Here is a 20,026-nt window from a genome sequence, read left to right as displayed (position 1 = left end):
ATAAAGGCATCAAATGAGAAGGGGTTTTCAAATGAAAGCAGCTGCACAAGAAAAAAGTCTTAAAAGCCCTCTAATTGAAGGCCAATTTTTAAAAGAAAAAGAGTCTTTGGTTTTCTGGGCTAGTATTATTTTTATTATTTTGTTCTTGTTTACGGCTCCGTTTAGCTATAAAACTGGTCCAGGGTTATTCAACGGATATACGGAAACATATGAAGGGCGCATTTATGGAGCGATTATATGGAGTTCCATTTTCTTATTGGTTCTATCTGTCTCACTATGGAACAAATGGCGTTTACGTAACTGGCGAGATGTTTTAAGTGTCGCCGTTTGGACGATTCCGTTATTCTATTTGTTATCATTGATTCCAGCGGCTTCACAGCAGCTTGCAAGCAACATGGTTTTAATAAGCAGCTTGTATGCTATATTCTTTTTATTTGGCAGTTATCTTACTCAAGGCAAGCTTGGCTCAACAATTATCCAGCTCGCGATTGTACTTGCAGGATACTATATTGTGCTTTATGGGTATATGAATATGTTTGGAAATGCATTCTATTATAATGCGGTTATGTTCGATCAAGGGCTGAGGATAACCTCCATATTTCAGTATGCCAATGCCTATGCTGCTTTTTTATTGGCTATTTTCTTTGCGAGCTTGTATTTGGTAGTCTCCAGTCGCAAATGGTATTGGGTTATGGCCCACAGTATGATGCTGGTTCCAATTATGAGCTCATTCTGGCTGACACAATCTCGTGGCGCTTATGTATTGCTGCCGGTTATTTTCGTGCTTATTTTACCTTTCGTTTCCTTCCTTCGCCAGCTGCAAATGTCGCTATATCTCATTATTTCGATAATCCTAGGAGTTAGTTTGACAGGCAAGCTTATAGACATTGCTACACCCATTAATACGAGTAATGCGCAGCTGTATGAAACAGGACATGCGACTAATAAGTATTCGGTTTTCAGTCATACTTCATGGCCTGGTTGGAGCAGACTTGTGCTGGTTTCTTGTATAATGGCCGTTATTGCTTCCCTTATTCATTACTATGTTATTCCTTTTATTCTAAGAAAGCTCAACAATAGAAGGGCTCATAAGAATTTAACAGTTCTCTTCCCTGTAGGCTTAGTTGTCCTTGGAGTGATCAGCGTAATATTAATAGTGAGTGATACTGGAGTAACCAAACTCTTGCCAGAGTCTTTACGTGTTCGAGTGGAAACGATTAATTTTCAGCAGCACAGTGTTTTGGAAAGAGGAACCTTTTATAAGGATGCGCTTAAGGTAGTTGAACATTATCCATTTGGTTCGGGTGGAGGCGGTTGGGCAACGCTGTATGAGAAATATCAAAACAATCCTTATACCAGCAGACAAGCTCATAATTTCCCACTGCAATATTTGGTAGAGGTTGGTATTATCGGATTTATAGCTTTGGTTGGTTTTCTTGGTTTCTTATACTTTTTATATTTTAGACAATATTTCAATAAAGGCTCAGATGACACTGACCCTAGATTGGTCTTTTATATCGTAAGTTTGTCTATAATGGTACATAGTTTATTAGACTTCGATATTAGCTATGTCTACTTGGCATGCATTGTATTCTTATGCTTTGGCGGGATGGTAGCTTCAATACCATTTAGAGATATTCAGTGGCGTCGTACGGGGCTAATCAAGCCTATGCGCTGGATATATCCGGGAGTAGTTACCTTGATTGGGGTATTTATTCTGATCATTGCTTCCATGGCCTTAAGTGCGGATCGTGCTTATAAAAAAGCTAATTTTGCCATTACCCAAAATAAACCTTACGAGGAAATAACAGCGGCTCTAGATAGTGCGCTAGCTAAAAAGCCCAATCATCCAGATTTTTTAAATCTCAAAACTAATTTGATGCTGCAAGGCTACGATCAAACCAAGGATGAATCCTTTTATGACCAAGCGGTTAAGTTTAACCAGGATTTAAGGCGCAAAGAGCCATTCAACCGCCAAGGGCTGGATTTTGAGTATCAGTTATATGAATTAAAGCAGCAAACAGCAAAAATGCATGATGTATTGCTTTTGGCGACTCAGCATTTTCCATGGGATACGCAGATAATAGGTCCCACTCCGGAAAAATCCCGCGAGAGCTTCTATGAGCGACTTTTAAGTTTCGATTTAAAGTATGGGGATCAGGCGCTTAAAGATAATGATATAGCATTAAAAGATAAATATTTCACGGAAGCTAAGCAAATTTATGCGCTCGTCCAAGAAAAAACCAAGCATTTGCTGACATTACCCAAAGGGCAGGGCCAAGGCAGTGATTTCAAAGTTACTGAAACTATGCAAGCAGCTATGGATCAAATCAATGCTTATGACAAGAATGAGTAAGCCGGAGTAAAGAAGTAAATTGATTTTTATTCGACGATTGTGCTGCATAAGTCTGCTATTAAGCTTGGCAGCCAATCGTTAAATTGGAAAATAGTATTCTTTCATACATAGAAATGGTATTATCAGGAAAGTGGTTCTAAAGTCGCATTTAAAGGCAAAGAGCTCACTTAGATGGGTAAAATGAGGGAATATATTGAAGAAGAATAGTAGAAACTTGATGGTTTTTGCATGCTTAGTTTGCGCGTGTTTGTTATATGGTTGTACCGGAATTATGAATGATGGCATCCCCGGACAGAAGAAGAACAACTCACAGGTAAATGAGGTTACGAAGAATAACGATTTGGGCTATAAGCTAATGGATCAGGATAAGCCTGAAGAAGCGATCGTTTATTTCAAGAAAGCTTTAGATAACGTTTATCAGGTCGACCCTAGTTTAAGAGATCTGACTGAAGAGAAGAAATCAACGGGGCATCTGGATACCCCCTTTAATAATTTAAGCTGGGCTTATAACGAGCTGGGAAAACATGAGGAAAGCTTGAAGTATATAGAAAAGGCTCTCTTAATCCTGCCCAATACAGATGCGGAATACGTCAATAAAGGCAATGCTTTGTATGGCTTAAGCCGCGGGGATGAAGCCCTAGTGTATTATGATTTAGCAATAAAATTGAATAAAGATTGTGACAGTGCCTATTATGGCAGAGGAGCGGTCAATTACAATAATCAAAAATATAATGTAGCGCTAAAAGAATTTAATATTTATTTAAGAGCTAAACCTAATGATTTGGAAGCTGCCGATTATAAAGTTTCCACTCTGCTGCAGCTTGAACAAAAGCAGGAAGCTTTAGCGTATGCGGATACTGTGATTGCGAATAATTTGGATAAGTATGATGCCTATCTGTTAAAAGCAACGATTCTCGAAAAGTCAGGACAGTACGAGGACATTAAGAAGTTTGATGAAGAAACTAGCAAAATGTTCCCGCATAATCTAGAAGCCCAGATCAAGCTAGGCCAGCTTCACTATAACTATGGGTATTATAATCTTTCACTGGATCTCTTTAATGATCTATTAAAAAAGCATACGGATCATATGGAATTATATACGTGGGTGCTATATAACTATAGTAAATTAGGAGATTTCGATAACGCTAAAGCAACTTTTAATAAAGCAATTCAAATTGATAGTAAATCAGCAGATATTTATTCCGCTATGGGAAGTGCCTATGTCAACAATACTCAATACATGGAGGCTTTAGAATATCTCGATAAATCGATTGAATTAAACCCAACTAATGAGAGAGCACTGCAAAAAGCACGTATTTAGCTTTTTTAGAAGTATGGAATTAAATTTATACAAGAAAACTGAGATTCTATCCAAAAAATGCAGCTATCCTCTTCAAGAGGTTGGCTGCATTTTGTCCATTAGCTTTATCATTCGCTTGACGTTTACTACAAATATCGTGAGGAGTGTTTGCATTCGCATGCGAAAGAGACCACGGTATTTCGCCTTGGCCAGCCCATGATGTCTTTTTAATTCGGCATTTTTGTGTTCAATAATTGGTCGCCGTTTCATTCGTTTTTTAAATGACTCACTCTTCTCGAATGCCATGTGATCCTTAAATTGCTCGGCAATGATTCGAATCGAATACGTCTTACTCTTGGATTCAGGTTTGTAACACCCTTCTCGGAGTGGGCATGTCTTGCACTTTTCTACATTAAAGTAGAATACCAACGACCGGCTGTTTCCAGACGTTTTACTTCCCTGAAGCGCTTTTCGAATACTGTGTTCTCCAGCCGGACAAAGAACGAAGTCCGCATCTTTGTTATACTCAAACCCTTCTTGCTTCAAACCTCCATTATGTACGATTGGGTTTAGAGGAATAATGGCTTGGATTTCGTGTGCTTTCAATTTAGATAAATTATCTTTTCCAGAATAAGCGGTATCTCCGAGGATTTCTTTCACTTCCAAGCCCAATTCTAAAGATTGTTTGAGCAAATTCGGTAATTGCTTTCCATCATCACTACTGCCACCCGTCACTTCAACGGCTGTAATAATTTCCTCTTCAGTCATTGCAATATGGTTCTTGTAACCAAAAAAAGATTTTGTGTTGCTCTTCCATCCGAATCGCGCTTCTGGGTCAATGGCGGACATAATCCCTTTGTTTGCAAGTAGACGTTCATCTTCAACAATTTGCTTCGCGATCTGTAATTTCTCTGAAATAGCACCCTCATGATCAGGGAGTAATATTTCGACCGATTCACCGAGCTGAGCCAAATAATGCAGCATCACCTTTTCAGCATCAGCTTGATCCTTTTTAAGCTCGGGTTGTCTAGGTAATTTTTTTTCGAGCTTGGGATGTTTTTTAACGACGGTTCGTAAGAGTCGCTTCGCCACATCTCGCAAAACATCTAAGGCTCTTTGCTTTTGACTCGCTGCTAGAGAATGCGTAGAATCCAAGATTAACGCCTTGGATTTAATCAATCCTTTTTCAATACATTGTTTTACTATTACCTTCAACAATTCGTCAATTTGACTTGCGCCTAAACGATGATTGCGAAACCGAGAAAGCTGCGAGGCATCTGGAAGGGCTTCCTCGGGGTTCAACCCTATGAACCATTTGTAAGCTAGATTCACTTGAGCATCTTGTATCATCCTTTCGTCAGATAATCCATAGAGAATCTGCAGAAACAAGAGACGAAACAACAATTCAGGTTCATTTGCGGGTCTTCCATAATATTCGCAATAGGAGCATCGCACAAGTTCATGGACAAACGAAAAATCCACAACTTCATGAATCTTACGAAGTAAATGGCTTTCGGGTATGAGTTTATATAATTCCGCATGAAATGAGGCGGTTATTTGTTTGGCAGAGTGTAGCATGCTTTCTCACTCTTTCTTTTTTTCTTTTATTATACCAAAATGCAGAAAACCCAGCACCTATACGGTACTGGATTCCATTTTACAAATATTGTATTCGTTTTGCAGTGCTCTCTAATGAGGATACTTTTCTCAAAAAACTCAAGGCTCTCTATAATGGAAAACGAGATCAAAAATGTATCGAATTCGGTAAAGCTTCTGAGCAGAAATTTGCAGGTTCAGCAGATATTGTTTGGTTTATCGGCAAATGCAGCTCGGAGCTAGGCAACTATCAGGAAGCCATCGATTATTTTAAAAAGGCTGTGGAGATTAATGCCGAGGATGATGATGCACTGTCCAGCATGGCTTACGCTTATTTAGCGCTTGAAGATTATGTGCACGCCGAAGAGTATAGTATTAAGAGTTTGAAGATGTATTCAGAGAATAGCACAGCGTTATATGTCAAAGAGGCCCTGCAAGAGCGGAAAAAGCCGCTTGGTGAACAGATCAGCCAATTTTTTAGCGACAACTATTTATATAAAGACGGCATGGCTGATTTAGATAATAAGCTAGCGGCTTTGAAAAAACCAGAAATTACAAATCGTGAAATTGCAGAGGTTATTAATGGTGCGAAACAGAAGAATGATATCTTTACGTTTGTGCTATACGGCGAGGATTATGACTTTGCTACGGCCTCCACTAATCAGGATATAAGCTACAAGCTAGATGGAAATAAGGTTTATCTGCAAATCAATGACTTTAATCGCAACACAGACGATAAATTAGTTGAATTACTGGATAATATCCCCGATACAGAGCAGAAAACACTGATCATTGATTTACGAGGCAATTCTGGAGGTCTAACAGTAACCTCGAATAACATGCTGGATGCGCTGCTTCCCAAGTACGTAACTAGCACGTTAATCTACGCAGATGGTTACACAGACAGCTATTATTCCGACGCCTCGCAGATCAAGTTTAATAAGATCTATATTTTGGTTGACGAACATACGGCTAGTGCAGCTGAATTGTTAACCTTGGGTTTAAAAACATATCTAAGCAACGTAACCGTTATAGGGAGAAACACGTTTGGCAAAGGCGTAGGCCAGCAGGTTTTTGAAGATAAGAAAAGCAAGATCATGGTGTTCGTGGTGAATCACTACTGGAATGTCAAAGAAAAGAATATTATGAATGCTCATATAACACCTGATATTTACGTGAAAGGCAATGAATTGGAAGGTTTCTTAAAGCCGATTAAATAAGTGGTTTACACAATGGACTAGGCCTGCTTTTTGAAAGTCATCGTAATTATAATGTTGGTCATCATATAAACAATAGCCCCACCGAATAACAAAATGCTTAAAGTCCCAGACCAAGTTAAAGAAGTTATACCAAGTGTCAGACCGATTAAAGAATAACCAGGCAACACCGCATAGAAGATTCCTTTCTGTGCTGCGCTCTGTCGATCGATATCCTTCCACGAGAACATTTGAACAAAGGGCGAATCCAGTACCTCATACCAATAAACCTTTAGCCAGTTGCAGAAAAAGATCGAAAGTACCAGCCAGAGGACGATTTTAATTGTTTTGGGTAGAATGGGTAGTGCCATTAAGCCCATACCGACGGCAAGGAATTGTAAATAAAGCCTCATCTGAACTCCGCTGCGAACAAAAGATTTAAGGTAAAGCTCGACGAGCCCGTTAACAGGGTTTCGTTGTTTAAATATCAGGTTAGACTGAGAGAAGAAAAAGGGTTTTACTTTTTGGGTTTTAGGTTTTCTAGTTACGTTTCGTCTCAGTAAGAGCGCAATGAATTTCAAACGTTGTGTTTGCTCGTGCTCGACATCCCGGGCAAATGTGCCTTTAAGATGAAGCCGATATTTCATCGATAAATAGGTAAGCAAGGCAAATACTAGAACCTCACCGCTCCAAAGAAATAGCTCTAATTTCATAGTAAGCACGGTATAAACAAAAATAGTGGTCATAACAAGCTGCAATCCAATGGTGGCTAACAAATAGCGCCAGCTTGAATAACGCAAGCTAAGAAAGTGCTTTATAAAAGCGGACAGGTTACGGAATATCACCATGTAGAAAAATAGCATGATAAGTTGTCCTGGTGTTAATAGATAATGAACGACCAGCAGTGGAGCTAGCAGAGCGACTATTGCAGCGCTAAATACCAAGTGGAAGATAAACGAATAGGCCATTCCTAGCCGTTTAAGTCGCGGGATCCATTTGGAATGCTGCAGCAGGAATAATTGATCCGCTTCTTCGACGAATAAACGGACAGTGCCCATTGTAGCTATTCTATAGAGGATAATTACGATAATGTAATAGGGTATTTTCTCAATCCAAACAGGCGCATGGTCCCACCAAGAATGGTATTGGAATCCAAGAATAACAAATGCCGGCACAATAAAATACAGCGCAATGATCCAATCCACGACCAAACGAAGAACGCTCCATTGAAATGCCCCATGTGCGGCCAGACGTTTTAAGAATAATTTTGCTGGGGTAAGCATCGCAGGTCTCCTTAAGTCAATGAATGAAAGCAGTCGAATAATGAGGCGTTTGGAAGCTTGCATTGCTGTTGAATTTGCTGTAAATCTCCTTGTGCCACGATGGAGCCTTGATCTAGTAGAATAAATCGATCACAGATTTTCTCAGCGGTATCGAGTACATGTGTGGACATAAGAACAGCAGCGCCACGTTTACGTTCTTCCTCTAATAATGACAGCAAATCTTTTGTCGCTCGCGGATCTAAGCCAACAAAGGGTTCATCGACCACGTATAAGTCAGGCTCAGCTAGAAAGCCGAGAATAAGCATAATTTTCTGCTGCATCCCTTTAGAAAAGCTAGAGGGTAAATGGTGTTTAACCTCTTGCAGTCGAAATCGCTTAACTAAAAGCTCCGCTTTCGACTCAAAATCCGCTCGTTCCATTTCATTAGCAGACGCTGCCAGCTCTAGATGCTCCCAGAAGGTTAATTTATCATATAAAATCGGTTGTTCCGGGATATAAGCGTAATTTTTCTTCGAACCACCGAAATTTACTTCCCCTGTAAAATCCGCTAATAGGCCAAGAACTGCCTTGATTGTCGTGCTTTTTCCTGCGCCATTGGGTCCAATTAAACCAACTAATTCCCCCGGGTTGATGGAAAAGTGGATATCGCGAATGACATCCTTGCGTCCTTCATAGCCTGCTTGTTCAATACCAACCGTTACCATTCCCACAAGGTTCAATCCTCTCCGATTCTTTGTGAATTGATTATAGCATAATGGTTCAATTAAATCGTCGAGAGCAGAATGCCGGACAATCCAGCAGCATCAATGGTAATTTCAACCTGCTTTGCGCACCTTGACATTGTCCCTTATAATCAAATGATTAAGCAGCAGGGAGGATACCCTTAGGATGATTAGGCGGGTCTATACACAATATTTTAAGAACAATCTATTCATGAAAACGATTCTGTTATTCTCGATCTTCACCATTATTGCGATTATTGCCTTCTCCTACTTGATGTATGATTTCATGTCCCAATCTATCGTCAACAGCGAGCTGGATAAGCAAAAGAAGGCGATGGAGAGCGTGGATCATTATCTGACTAATAAATATGAAGCTGTGCAATCGATGGTTACGGACGTTTATAAGGATGAAATATTAGCAAACAATGTCTCGTATTTTTTGCAGCATTCGTTCCAAGAGTATGTCAGCAACAACCTCGATCAATTTGATCTGAGTAAAGCAAAAAGCTCTTTGAACGGTCTTGAGTACTTTCGGAATAAAATGGAGGATGATCGAAGTATTGAGGATATGATTCTATACAGCGCTAATCAGCAATTTATGTATGTTAACACCCCTGATAGAACTACGTTGATCTCAACCAATGCGTCGCGTTCCTATGTTCCGGACGCTATTGCCATGGAAATTAATAGTGTCGCCTCACCTAGCTTTTGGATGAGAAAAGCAATGGGTCAGTTGGATCCTCGGCTTTATTCGATTCGTAGTCCGATTAACGATAAAGCGACCTTGAAGAATATTGGCCAGCTGTTCGTTTATTATAAATCCTCAGGTATTCAGGATGCTTTAGTTAGCTATAATAAAGATTTAAAAGGCTCCATCTTGGTGCTGGCTGATGATGGTGATGTTTTATTCGATTCTTCGGATAGGTATTATGGAGCCGTCTACCCTTATATGAAAATGACGAATTCATTATACAAGGAAGTCACGTTGGATAAGCCATCGTATATGACTACTTTAACCCAGAATAAGGCTGGTTACATGGTGGTTGGGGTCGCTGCGAAAAGTGAAATTGCCATGGCCTATCGTAGTCTGCGGAATACAATTATCTTTATCAGCGCACTCTGTATCTTTTTTGCGATCCTCTTGCCCTCGTTGTTTGTAATAAATTTTGCCAAGCGCACTAAAAAAATCATTCGTTTCATGGGGAAGGTAGAGAAGGGTGATTTAAATGCCCGCATTTATGATCTTCAAGAGGATGAGCTTGGTCAAATATCGCGTAGCTTTAACGAGATGCTGGATGAATTAACACGCTACATTGATCGGGTCTATAAAGCGGAAATTAAGCAAAAGCATACGGAATTATCGGCATTACAAGCGAGAGTGAATCCCCACTTCTTATATAATACGCTGGAAGTTATCCGGATGAGAGCTATCTCGCAAGGGGCTGGTGATGTGGGGGAGATGATTTACAGCTTATCGGTTTTATTCAAACACTCCTACGAACAGAAATCCGTTTATACGCTTGAGGATGAAATTGAGGTTTGCCGGCTGTACTTGGAGCTTTTCCGCATTCGTTATAAGGATAAGCTTTCTTATGTCATCGAGTGGGACAAGGGGTTAGCCAAGCGGCAGATTATGAAATTGTCACTCCAGCCCATTATCGAAAATTACATTGTACATGGCCTGCAAGCACAACGCGAGGATAATCGGATCGTCATTCGGATCCAGCAAGTGGATGATCTGCTGCGCTTTGAATTCGCTGATAATGGCATTGGGATTGCGCAGGATAAGCTGCTGGAGATCCAACAATCGCTGATCGAGCTTGATTCGCCTGAGGAAGCGTTTGGCTTACGCAGTGTAAATGATCGCTTGAGGCTGTTTTATGGGATTGGGCATGGGATTAAGATAGATAGCGAACTGGGAAAAGGGACTACGGTGACAGTATGGTTTCCATTCAAGGAAGGGGGAGACGATCACCATGTATAAAGTTTTTATTGTTGAAGATGAGCCGTTCATCATTGAAGGCTTGTACGATATTATTGATTGGGCAAGCTTTGGTCTAGAAATTGTCGGGCATGCGGAGAATGGCAAGGAAGCCTTGGACGCTTTGCAGCTTAAGCCAGTTGATATCCTCATTACGGATATTTCAATGCCGATCATGAACGGTTTAGAGCTTATTGCGGCTGCGAGAGCTCTGCGTCCTGAACTGAAGGTGATTATTCTTAGTGGCTATAATGAGTTTAATTATCTTAAAGAAGGCATGAAGCTTGGGATTGAAAATTATCTGCTGAAGCCGATTAATCTGGTTGAGCTCCAATCGACACTCGCTAATACGATAGAAAAGCTAAATGAATATAAAGTAGAGAATGCTTGGAATAAATATGATAGCCGCATCATTCAGGATAATATTCTGTACCGATTCATGACGGGGCAGATTGCGGGAAATGAATTTATGGAGCGTGTCCATTTCCTGCAATTGGATTTTGATAAGCCCTATATTCTGGTAGCGATTATCCGTTCAGAGCGGTTTATTCCTGGATTATTTGATTATGTTGTCAGTGAGACTGAGGAGGATAGATCGATTATTCCTTTTCGTGATATGGATGGAGATATCGTGCTTATTTTTACGCTGAGCGAGATGAGCCAGGGGCATGAGGATGCTGCAGCCAAACTGCTTAAATTAAAAGAGCAATTGCTCGACCATGAGCCGCTGAGGTATTCCCTAGGTACGATTGAAAGCTTGCCCGAGCAGGCAGCTTTAAGCTACACACATGCAAAGAAGGCACAGGAATACTTCTTGATTTACCGCGATAAAGCCATTATGGATTATCAGGAGCTCCCGATTGTTCAAGGAATTCATCACGGATTGCCTGTAGATTGGCCCGAGTATTCCAAGTTAATTATTGCTAAGGAGAAATATCTGCTTTTTGCCCGCATCGATAAGGATTTTCAAAGAATTCAAACGATCGAGGGCATGACGCCGACTTATATCCAAAGCATCGCAATTGAAATGATGATTCGCTTCAAAATTAAATTAAAGGAAATTACCAATCGGGATCAAGCTGATTTATATGAAAAAGGCTTTGAGCAAGTCATGAATGCTTTTGGGATTTATGAGCTGGTAAGCGCAATTAAGGAAGTGGCAGGGTTAACGGTAGATTTGCTTATTCGCGATGTGAAAAGTCCGGTGATCCAACAGGTGCTGAAGGATATTGAAGAGCTGTATGCAGATGAAATATCTTTAAAAACGTTAAGCGGCAAATATAATATCCACCCTGTGTATCTCGGTCAGCTGTTCCACAAAGAAACGAGCGAGAGCTTTGCGGAGTATATCAACAAATATCGGATTGAGCAGGCCAAAGAGATGCTGAAGTCCACTCATTTCAAGGTCCATGAAATTGCCCGTAAGGTTGGTTATTGGGAGACGGGTTATTTCTACAAGCAATTTAAAAAATACGTAGGCATATCGCCCACAGATTATAAAGGACTGCTGTGAGTGTACAACAGCGGTTCTTTTCTTTATTTTGGACAGGATATCTTAGGTTTTTATCCTATTGGGAATTCTATGGATAAGGTACTGTTAAGGTAGTCTTTAGGACAAGGGCTAACTACTTATTAAGGGGAGATCCATTATCATGAAAAAGACAAAAAAGAGTTGGGTTCTATTGCTTACGCTTTTATTAACCGTTTCAGTTGTATTAAGCGCTTGTGGTGGAGGCACTAAGGAAGCAGCAGAAGGCGGTATGAGTGCGAAGCCTGAGACAGCGAAGCCAGTTGAGTTGATCTGGTACACGATCGGAACACCACAAAAGGACACAGATAAAGTAATGGATGCAGTAAGTAAATATACAGCAGAGAAAATCGGCGTAACTGTCAAAATGAAGATGCTCGACTGGGGCGATTACGCGCAAAAAATGCAAGTAATGACCGCTGCAGGAGAGCCAATGGATATCATGTTTTCCGCATCATGGGCATTTGATTATGTGCAAAATGCACGCAAAGGCGCATTCCTGCAAATCGATGATCTACTTAAATCAAACGGACAAGGTATTCTAAGTGCAGTTGATCCTGCATTCATAGAAGGCTCCAAGGTGGATGGCCATAATTATGGCGTGCCAACTAATAAAGAGCTTCCCGCTCAAGAAGTATGGCGTTTCAACAAACAGTTTCTTGATAAATACAAGCTGGATATTACAAAAGTCAATTCCATCGAAAGTCTAGAGCCTTTGCTCAAGACAATTAAAGAGAATGAAAAAGATGTCTATCCACTAGCAGCAGATAAAAGCTTCATGCCTTATATCCCTTATGATTATGTGATTGAAAAAATGCCGATGGCTGTGAAGCTGGATACAACGGATTATAAAGTAATCAACATCCTAGAAACACCTGAAATGAAGCAAGCCCTGCAAACCATGCACAAATATTACAAAGCAGGCTACCTTCCAACAGAAGCAGCTACGCTAAATGCACTAACGGATGTTCAATCAACTGGAAAATGGTTTATCGACAAAGCGACTACGCAGCCTTTTGCTGATAATTTGTGGTCAGCCAGCTTGCAATATCCAGTCGTTTCGACGCCAGCTAGTCCGTCTTTAATTTATAACTGGTCTGTGATGGGTTCCTTGCAAGCCATTTCCGCAAATTCGAAATATCCAGAAAAGGCAATGGACTTCCTAAACCTGCTTAACACAGATCCAACTCTACGGAATATGGTTGATTCCGGAATTGAAGGCGTGCATTACAAGAAAGTCAGCGCCAATGTTATGGAAGCTTTGCCGGATGCCAAAAATTATGACATGCCAACCTTCTCATTAGGAAACATTATGATTACGGATCTGAACGCAAGTGATCCAGCAGATAAATGGGATGTGTTCAAGAAATTTAACGCCGCTGGCAAGCCGGCAGCTTTGTATGGCTTTAACTTCGATACGTCTAAAGTAGTCAATGAGATTGCAGCCGTTTCAAATGTTAAAGAAGAATTCTGGTCCGCGTTGATGACCGGAACTGTAGATCCTGAGAAATATCTGCCACAAGCAATTGAAAAGTTTAAAACAGCTGGTTTAGATAAGATTATGGCTGAAGCTCAAACACAAGTTGATGCTTGGAGAGCAACGCAGAAATAAATTAAAGAATCGCAAAAGTATATATAGAGTCATTGGGCGAATGCTAACCATTCGCCCAATCTTTTTTAAGTGGTAGATTATCCGGTTGAGGAGTGAAAGAGTATGAAGAGTATAAGGCACTTTCTCAAAGACATGAATATGAATAAAGCATTTCTGATCATGGTAATGCCAGCTACAGTCTGGTTTGTCCTGTTTTCCTATCTTCCCATGGCAGGCATGATTATAGCTTTTAAGGAATATCGCGTCGGTAGAGATGGTTTCTTGGCAAGTATTATCGATAGCAAGTGGGTAGGGCTGCAAAATTTCACTTTCTTATTTCGTACAGAGGACGCTTATATTATTACACGGAATACTCTGCTTTATAACATAGCATTTATCGTTTTAGGACTGTTATTTTCCTTAATCTTGGCCATCATGCTTTCGGAGATTTCCAATAAGAAGCTAGCAAAGCTTTATCAAACAGGGATGTTTCTTCCTTATTTTCTATCTTGGGTCATTGTAGGTTACTTTCTCTATAGTTTTTTAAGCTTTGATAAAGGTATGGTTAATCAAATAGCTTCTTATCTGGGCATAGATGTGGTGCAGTGGTATTCGGACCCGACCTATTGGCCATTGATTCTGATTTTGGTGTATCTATGGAAGTCAGTCGGCTACAGCAGTGTTATCTATTTAGCGGCCATTATGGGGATTGATAAGTCCTTGTATGAAGCGGCAATGATTGATGGTGCCAGCAAATGGCAGCGGATTTGGAGCATTACCCTGCCTAACCTGAAGCCGTTGATGACTATCCTGACCTTGCTTGCTATTGGCAGAATTTTTTATGCGGATTTTGGACTGTTCTATCAGGTTCCGCGCAATTCGGGAACGTTATTCCCGGTAACCAACGTTATTGATACTTACGTCTATAGAGGATTGAAATCAACGGGAGAAATTGGGATGAGTACAGCAGCGGGATTATACCAGTCATTAATCGGTTTTGTTCTGGTTATGGTATCCAACTACGTTGTGCGCAGATTCAATAAAGATAATGCCTTGTTCTAATTCAGGCTTCGCATAGAAAGGGGATGTGACTGTGTCCACTAAAGCAATAAAAAATCGTGATTTTAATCAATTAAATCCTGTTTGGAGCGGTATATTTAATGTTGTTGCGGGAGTTGCTGCCATACTTAGCGTATTTCCTTTTTTGTTTGTAATGATCATTTCGTTTACGGATGAATCCACATTAGCTGAAAATGGGTATCGGGTTATTCCTGAAAAATGGAGCTTTGACGCTTACCGTTATCTTTTTAAAGCGGGTGACCAGTTATTGCGCTCTTACGGAATAACGATATTTGTCACTGTTGTAGGAACCGTCATTAGTTTAGTTGTGACTGCTCTTTTTGCCTATGCCGTTTCAAGAAAAAGCTTCAAGTATCGCAATTTCTTTGCATTTTTTGCTTTTTTTACGATGTTATTCAACGGTGGCTTAGTGCCGACCTATATTGTGCTTACCCAGCTTTTAGGCTTGAAGGATTCGGTATGGGCTCTAATTCTGCCACTTGCGGTCAATGCCTTTTATATAATGATCATGCGGACCTTCTTTGTAACCATGGTTCCTGACGCCATTATTGAATCGGGAAAAATTGACGGAGCAGGCGAATTTAAAGTGTTAACCAAGCTTGTTCTGCCTTTATCGCTGCCTGGTCTGGCGACGATTGCTTTATTCAGTACGCTGGGCTATTGGAATGATTGGTTTAATGCGCTGCTTTACATTGATGATCCTACCAAGGTGCCGTTGCAATCCATGCTGATGCGAATTGAGAACAGCATGCAGTTTATTCTGCAGAATTCGAATAATCCTTCCATTGGGATGGGAGTACTGCAATCTATGCCTCAGGATACCTCGCGGATGGCGATGGTTGTATTGGCTACAGGTCCGATCGTGCTAGCTTATCCGTTTTTTCAGCGTTACTTCATTCAGGGGTTAACGGTTGGTGCGGTTAAAGAATAACTATCTATGGAGGAAAGACATACTATGGAGCAATTTAGATTACCGAAAATACAAATGCCGAGGCTGGAGCTGCCTCATGCCATTCAAGATATATTAAAAGAAGCGGAAGACAAGCTGGCTCATCGTCCCAAGCTGCTGCAGCTGTTTAAAAACTGTTTTCCCAATACATTGGAAACGACTACGAAGCTGATGGAGGATGGCACAACCTTCGTTATTACTGGAGACATTCCTGCGATGTGGCTGCGTGATTCGGTTGAGCAAATGATGCATTTTGTGCCTTTTGCTAAGCATGATCCGGATTTGCAACGCATCCTTAGTGGAGTAATTAAACGTCATATTTCCTATATTCATATCGATCCTTATGCCAACGCTTTTAATGAATCTGCCAATGACTGGCACTGGAATACAGATGATCAAACCGAAATGTCACCGTGGGTATGGGAGCGCAAGTTCGAGCTGGATTCCATTTGCTTCTCGATGCGGCTGGCTTATCATTATTGGCAGGAAACAGAGCGTACGGATATTTTCGATTCGTCCTTTAAGTCAGCCATGCGTAAAATCGTCGATTTATGGAAGACGGAGCAGTATCACTTTGAGCAGTCCCCGTATCGCTTCACGCGTGATAACGGAATTCCTACGGATTCGCTTCGCAATAACGGCTTAGGTATGCCGGTTAACTATACAGGAATGATCTGGTCTGGCTTCCGTCCTAGTGACGATGCTTGTGACTTTCATTACAACATTCCAGCGAATATGTTTGCGGTAGTTACGCTTCGTCAGATGCAGGAGATGGCAGAGTGGGTATTCCGCGATATATCCTTTGTACAAGAGATGAAGCAGCTGGAGCTGGATATTGATCATGGCATCCAATTGTATGGTACTTATCGTCATCCAGAACTCGGATTGATCTATGCTTATGAAACAGACGGCTTTGGCAATCACTGTTTAATGGACGATGCGGGAACACCAGGGCTGTTATCCATACCTTATCTAGGCTATACGACGGCGGATGATCCGATATATCTCAATACACGTAGCTTTGCCTTGAGTAAACATAATCCTTTTTATTATGAGGGCAAGCTTGCCAAAGGAATCGGAAGTCCACATACTCCGCCAAGCTATATCTGGCATATGTCTTTATCTATGCAAGGCTTAACGGCTTTGAATACGGATGAAAAGCTTGAAATGATTGCTATGCTTGAAGCTACTGATGCGGAAACGGGCTTTATGCATGAAGGCTTTCATGCAGATGATCCGCTGATTTTTACGCGCAAGTGGTTTGCTTGGTCCAATAGCTTGTTTGCTCAGCTAGTTTATCAGACGATGAAAGCAGGCTTGCTATGAGCACATCGTTAATTATTTTCTACGATCCAACATTTCCAATTACCGTTTCGCTGGAGCCGCAGCATGAGAAAGCTTTACAGGATATCGGTTCTGTTGTTGGGGCGGCTAAGCTCGCAGAGTATTTGAGTTTAGCTGAAGGCGGGAGCTTTGTTAATCTGCACGCTCCCTATTTTCCTAAGTCGGCTTGGAACGACATTCTTGGCTTTTTGCAAAGAGGCGGTGGCTTCGTCAGCATTGGTGGAGCGACCTTTAAATATCCAGTCCGTGAGGTTGAGGGGGCTTGGTATATAGAAGCCGAGCAAACCGCTTACCATCAAGAGCTTAACATTCATGAAATACTGCCAGTGGATTCGTCTCCGATTAATGAATTAGCTGCCCATGCCCATATTCCCCTATTAACAGGGTTTGAAGGCTTATTTACGGTTTCCGACACATGGAACCTGATTCCGCATGTGACTAAAAGCAGTGATTTGCCTCACCAAATGGGATCATCAGGTCCGATGGATGCCAGGCTGTATCCGCTGCTAAAGGGGATTTCGTCCGATCAGCGCGAAGTCGCGGCACCTGTCGTGTTGTGGGAGAATAGCAACGGCGCCTTTACTGGCGGGCGTTGGCTGTTCATCAATCAGCCGATTCAAGCGATATTCTGGGAGCGTGGCGGGGCAAAAGCGCTGCAGCAATGGGCAGAGTTTTGTGCTAGAGGCGTTACAGAGCTGTGGATCAAGCCGAATTATGCCTCTTATGAAGCTGGGGAGAAAGTGATGCTTACACTGCAAACCCAACGAATACAACGTAAAGGTGATGCCATAAAACCAAGTGAACCATGGACATTCTCCCTATTCGTAAACCATGTGGAAACAGGCGAAAGCTGGAACCACAGCTTAATCATGGATATTAGTACTAATTTCAATATCATGCGCATTCCTGTATCTCTTGAAATAACAAGCGGTTTTTATCATATTCTTTGCAGTGCCAAATCGCCCTTGGGGGAAATTAGAATTCTGCGCCAGGGCTTCTGGGGACATGATGCAAAGCTCTTGGCCCAAGGCAGTTCAATAAGCTGTGATCGAGATTATTTTATCAAGGATGGGCGGCCTTTACCTGTTGTTGGCATGACTTATATGACATCGGATGTTGCCCGTAAGTTCTTGTTCCTGCCTAACGCTAAAGTTTGGGATGAGGACATGGCGCAAATGCGTAAAGCAGGTATAAATTGGATTCGAACCGGCATATGGACAGCGTATCGCAATATCATGCAGGTCGATGGACATGTTTCCGAAGAGGTTTTAAGAGCGATTGATGCTTTCCTATTAACAGCGAAAAAGCATGATTTGCAGGTGACCTTTACCTTCTTTTCGTTTACGCCGGAAACTTGGGAGGGGAGCAATCCGTATCTTGACCCACGCAGCTTGGAAGCGCAAAAGCGGTTCATCGTTTCGATTGTCTCGCGCCATTGTGAAACAACAAACGTGGATTGGGATTTAATCAATGAGCCTTCGATGTTTGATCCAGCGAAAATTTTCTCCGATGGTCCACGTTCCTGCAAGGATCCGCTAGAACAAGCTGCTTATGTAGAGTATCTGAAGCTCAGGCATGGCTCAGTGGAGGTGCTGCAGGAACGCTGGAATATGACGCATTCGCAGCTTCCTAGCTTCGAAGCGGCTGTTCCTCCGGAAGCGGAAGAGATTAATTTTGACGTGCAAGATATGCATCAGGGGAAAAAGGGCACGCGTTGGCTGGACTATGTTTTGTTTTCCATGGAGATTCACAACCGTTGGGCTAAGCAGCTGTATACAGCGATTAAAGCGGTGTGTCCGAATCAGCTGGTTACGGTTGGTCAAGATGAAGGATTAGGTGCGCAGCGGCCTTCGCCGTTCTTTTATGCAGAAGCTGTGGATTACACAACGGTTCATTCCTGGTGGTTCAATGACCATCTGCTATGGGATGGGATTTTTGCAAAAACGCATCATAAGCCGAATCTGATTCAAGAAACCGGGATTATGTATGTGGAGACGCCAGACGGTCGGGCTAAACGTTCCGAGCTGGAGCTGAGGAACTTCTTAGAGCGCAAGTATGCCTATGCTTTTGCAACAGGTGGAGCAGGAGCTGTACAATGGATCTGGAATACTAATTATTACATGGATAATGCGAATGAATCGCACATTGGCGCACTTAGGGCGGATGGGACGGAGAAGCCAGAGGCAAACGTATCCTATGATTTTGGAAGATTCATGGCCGAGATTAGAGATTTGTTCTCCGAACGCAAGCTCGAGGATATTGCGGTTGTTTTTCCATACTCGAATGATTTTTCTAATCGCAAGCTAGCTTTTGAAGCAACCACAAGCTTGACTCGGATTATGTCCTATGAAATGAAAATACCGTTTCGTGCTGTAGGCGAATATCATTTGGAGTCATTATCTATTGATCCACCTAAGTTAATTATTTTGCCGAGTGCTCATAATTTTGCTGATACGGCATTGGCTGATTTACTTGAGGTAGTTAAGCAAACAGGGGCTACCCTTTTAATGACAGGTCCTGCTGGGATCGATGCTTATTGGAGACCAACTGACCGCTTAACAGAAGTGTTAGGTATGAGGAAGCTAGCCAATGTGCGCCGCGAGGAAATATTGGATATTCAAGGGGATAGTATGCCACTTTCCTATGGTGGGCGGAAGATAGCGCAGATTTCGAAGGAAGTTACAGATAGTGCGTCATCCGTCATCAACGTGCCAATGGGAAAAGGACGGATCATTTGGAGTCCGCAGCCTGTTGAATTAAATGAGCGGATCGAGCCGATTGTAAAGCTTTATCAATATGCAATTGAAGCAGCCGGATGCAGTAATGAATTGGAGTGGGTTTCCGGAGGCAATTTAGCTGGTGTTTATGGTCGTAAGCTAAGCTTTGGTGCAGGCTCACTGTTTATTTTTGTATCAGAGTTCGCTGGAGATAGCCCTATCGCAGTAAAGGATGCTGTCACGGGGTTCACTTATTCTTTCATACTTGAAGAGGAACGATCAGTTTTATTTGCTACGGATGCCAAGGGTCGTGTAACCGCAGTTTATCGCCCAGAGGAAGTTAATGTTTCGGTTGTTGAAGATTTAGTCTAGAGGGAGGAAAT

General features: G+C 41.7%; 13 protein-coding genes. 10 read left to right on the top strand and 3 right to left on the bottom strand.

Going from position 1 to position 20,026, the window contains the following annotated elements:
* The first annotated feature begins 31 nt into the window (after positions 1-31).
* Both EHS13_RS35375 and EHS13_RS35370 read left to right on the top strand, forming a co-directional pair.
* Positions 32-2,356, top strand: a complete 2,325-nt coding sequence (locus tag EHS13_RS35375) for an O-antigen ligase family protein (RefSeq protein ID WP_162463413.1) — start codon at positions 32-34, stop codon at positions 2,354-2,356.
* Between the two features lie 193 nt (positions 2,357-2,549).
* The gene (locus EHS13_RS35370; protein WP_155704933.1) at positions 2,550-3,677 is read left to right on the top strand and encodes a tetratricopeptide repeat protein; all 1,128 of its coding nucleotides are present in this window, start codon (positions 2,550-2,552) and stop codon (positions 3,675-3,677) included.
* A 72-nt stretch (positions 3,678-3,749) separates the two neighbouring features.
* On the opposite strand, the gene EHS13_RS35365 is transcribed toward EHS13_RS35370, so the two are convergent.
* Entirely contained in the window at positions 3,750-5,234 is a 1,485-nt protein-coding gene (locus tag EHS13_RS35365; protein ID WP_227013715.1) for an IS1182 family transposase, read from the bottom strand.
* 104 nt (positions 5,235-5,338) lie between these two features.
* Here EHS13_RS35365 and EHS13_RS35360 point away from each other — a divergent pair, with 104 nt between their 5' ends.
* On the top strand, positions 5,339-6,472 hold the full coding sequence (locus EHS13_RS35360; protein ID WP_162463412.1) for a S41 family peptidase: 1,134 nt from the start codon (positions 5,339-5,341) through the stop codon (positions 6,470-6,472).
* Between the two features lie 17 nt (positions 6,473-6,489).
* Here the strand turns inward: EHS13_RS35360 and EHS13_RS35355 are convergent, their stop codons facing one another.
* Complete coding sequence (locus EHS13_RS35355) at positions 6,490-7,731, bottom strand: ABC transporter permease (protein WP_162463411.1); 1,242 nt, start codon at positions 7,729-7,731, stop codon at positions 6,490-6,492.
* 11 nt (positions 7,732-7,742) lie between these two features.
* Positions 7,743-8,435, bottom strand: coding sequence for an ABC transporter ATP-binding protein (locus tag EHS13_RS35350; RefSeq protein WP_155705642.1), 693 nt, complete (start codon positions 8,433-8,435; stop codon positions 7,743-7,745).
* Positions 8,436-8,619: 184 nt separating this feature from the next.
* Between EHS13_RS35350 and EHS13_RS35345 the strand changes: the two genes are divergently transcribed.
* From EHS13_RS35345 to EHS13_RS35315, 7 genes are all read left to right on the top strand, one after another.
* On the top strand, positions 8,620-10,437 hold the full coding sequence (locus EHS13_RS35345; protein ID WP_155704928.1) for a sensor histidine kinase: 1,818 nt from the start codon (positions 8,620-8,622) through the stop codon (positions 10,435-10,437).
* Positions 10,430-11,947: a response regulator transcription factor gene (locus tag EHS13_RS35340; protein ID WP_155704925.1), complete on the top strand. Its 1,518-nt coding sequence runs from the start codon at positions 10,430-10,432 to the stop codon at positions 11,945-11,947. The genes EHS13_RS35345 and EHS13_RS35340 overlap by 8 nt, the downstream gene beginning before the upstream one ends.
* Before the next feature lie 139 nt (positions 11,948-12,086).
* Positions 12,087-13,574, top strand: a complete 1,488-nt coding sequence (locus tag EHS13_RS35335) for an ABC transporter substrate-binding protein (protein WP_155704924.1) — start codon at positions 12,087-12,089, stop codon at positions 13,572-13,574.
* 102 nt (positions 13,575-13,676) lie between these two features.
* Positions 13,677-14,615 (top strand): ABC transporter permease, encoded by a 939-nt coding sequence (locus EHS13_RS35330; RefSeq protein ID WP_155704922.1) that lies wholly within the window; start codon positions 13,677-13,679, stop codon positions 14,613-14,615.
* A gap of 31 nt (positions 14,616-14,646) precedes the next feature.
* Complete coding sequence (locus EHS13_RS35325; RefSeq protein WP_193571467.1) at positions 14,647-15,564, top strand: carbohydrate ABC transporter permease; 918 nt, start codon at positions 14,647-14,649, stop codon at positions 15,562-15,564.
* A 24-nt stretch (positions 15,565-15,588) separates the two neighbouring features.
* Positions 15,589-16,908, top strand: coding sequence for a glycoside hydrolase family 125 protein (locus EHS13_RS35320; protein ID WP_155704918.1), 1,320 nt, complete (start codon positions 15,589-15,591; stop codon positions 16,906-16,908).
* Positions 16,905-20,015 (top strand): glycoside hydrolase 5 family protein, encoded by a 3,111-nt coding sequence (locus tag EHS13_RS35315; protein ID WP_155704916.1) that lies wholly within the window; start codon positions 16,905-16,907, stop codon positions 20,013-20,015. The genes EHS13_RS35320 and EHS13_RS35315 overlap by 4 nt, the downstream gene beginning before the upstream one ends.
* Positions 20,016-20,026 lie beyond the last annotated feature (11 nt).

Source organism: Paenibacillus psychroresistens (assembly GCF_009728935.1).
Taxonomy (GTDB): Bacteria; Bacillota; Bacilli; order Paenibacillales; family NBRC-103111; genus Paenibacillus_AC; species Paenibacillus_AC psychroresistens.
The sequence above is the reverse complement of the archived record's forward strand: the minus strand, read 5'-3'. Positions and strand labels throughout refer to the sequence as shown.

Excerpts from the sequence above, each read along its gene's own strand:
- EHS13_RS35375 (WP_162463413.1), top strand. The coding sequence starts at position 32 with ATGAAAGCAGCTGCACAAGAAAAAAGTCTTAAAAGCCCTCTAATTGAA.
- EHS13_RS35365 (WP_227013715.1), bottom strand. The coding sequence starts at position 5,234 with ATGCTACACTCTGCCAAACAAATAACCGCCTCATTTCATGCGGAATTA.
- EHS13_RS35355 (WP_162463411.1), bottom strand. The coding sequence starts at position 7,731 with ATGCTTACCCCAGCAAAATTATTCTTAAAACGTCTGGCCGCACATGGG.
- EHS13_RS35350 (WP_155705642.1), bottom strand. The coding sequence starts at position 8,435 with ATGGTAACGGTTGGTATTGAACAAGCAGGCTATGAAGGACGCAAGGAT.
- EHS13_RS35345 (WP_155704928.1), top strand. The coding sequence starts at position 8,620 with ATGATTAGGCGGGTCTATACACAATATTTTAAGAACAATCTATTCATG.
- EHS13_RS35340 (WP_155704925.1), top strand. The coding sequence starts at position 10,430 with ATGTATAAAGTTTTTATTGTTGAAGATGAGCCGTTCATCATTGAAGGC.
- EHS13_RS35335 (WP_155704924.1), top strand. The coding sequence starts at position 12,087 with ATGAAAAAGACAAAAAAGAGTTGGGTTCTATTGCTTACGCTTTTATTA.
- EHS13_RS35330 (WP_155704922.1), top strand. The coding sequence starts at position 13,677 with ATGAAGAGTATAAGGCACTTTCTCAAAGACATGAATATGAATAAAGCA.
- EHS13_RS35320 (WP_155704918.1), top strand. The coding sequence starts at position 15,589 with ATGGAGCAATTTAGATTACCGAAAATACAAATGCCGAGGCTGGAGCTG.
- EHS13_RS35315 (WP_155704916.1), top strand. The coding sequence starts at position 16,905 with ATGAGCACATCGTTAATTATTTTCTACGATCCAACATTTCCAATTACC.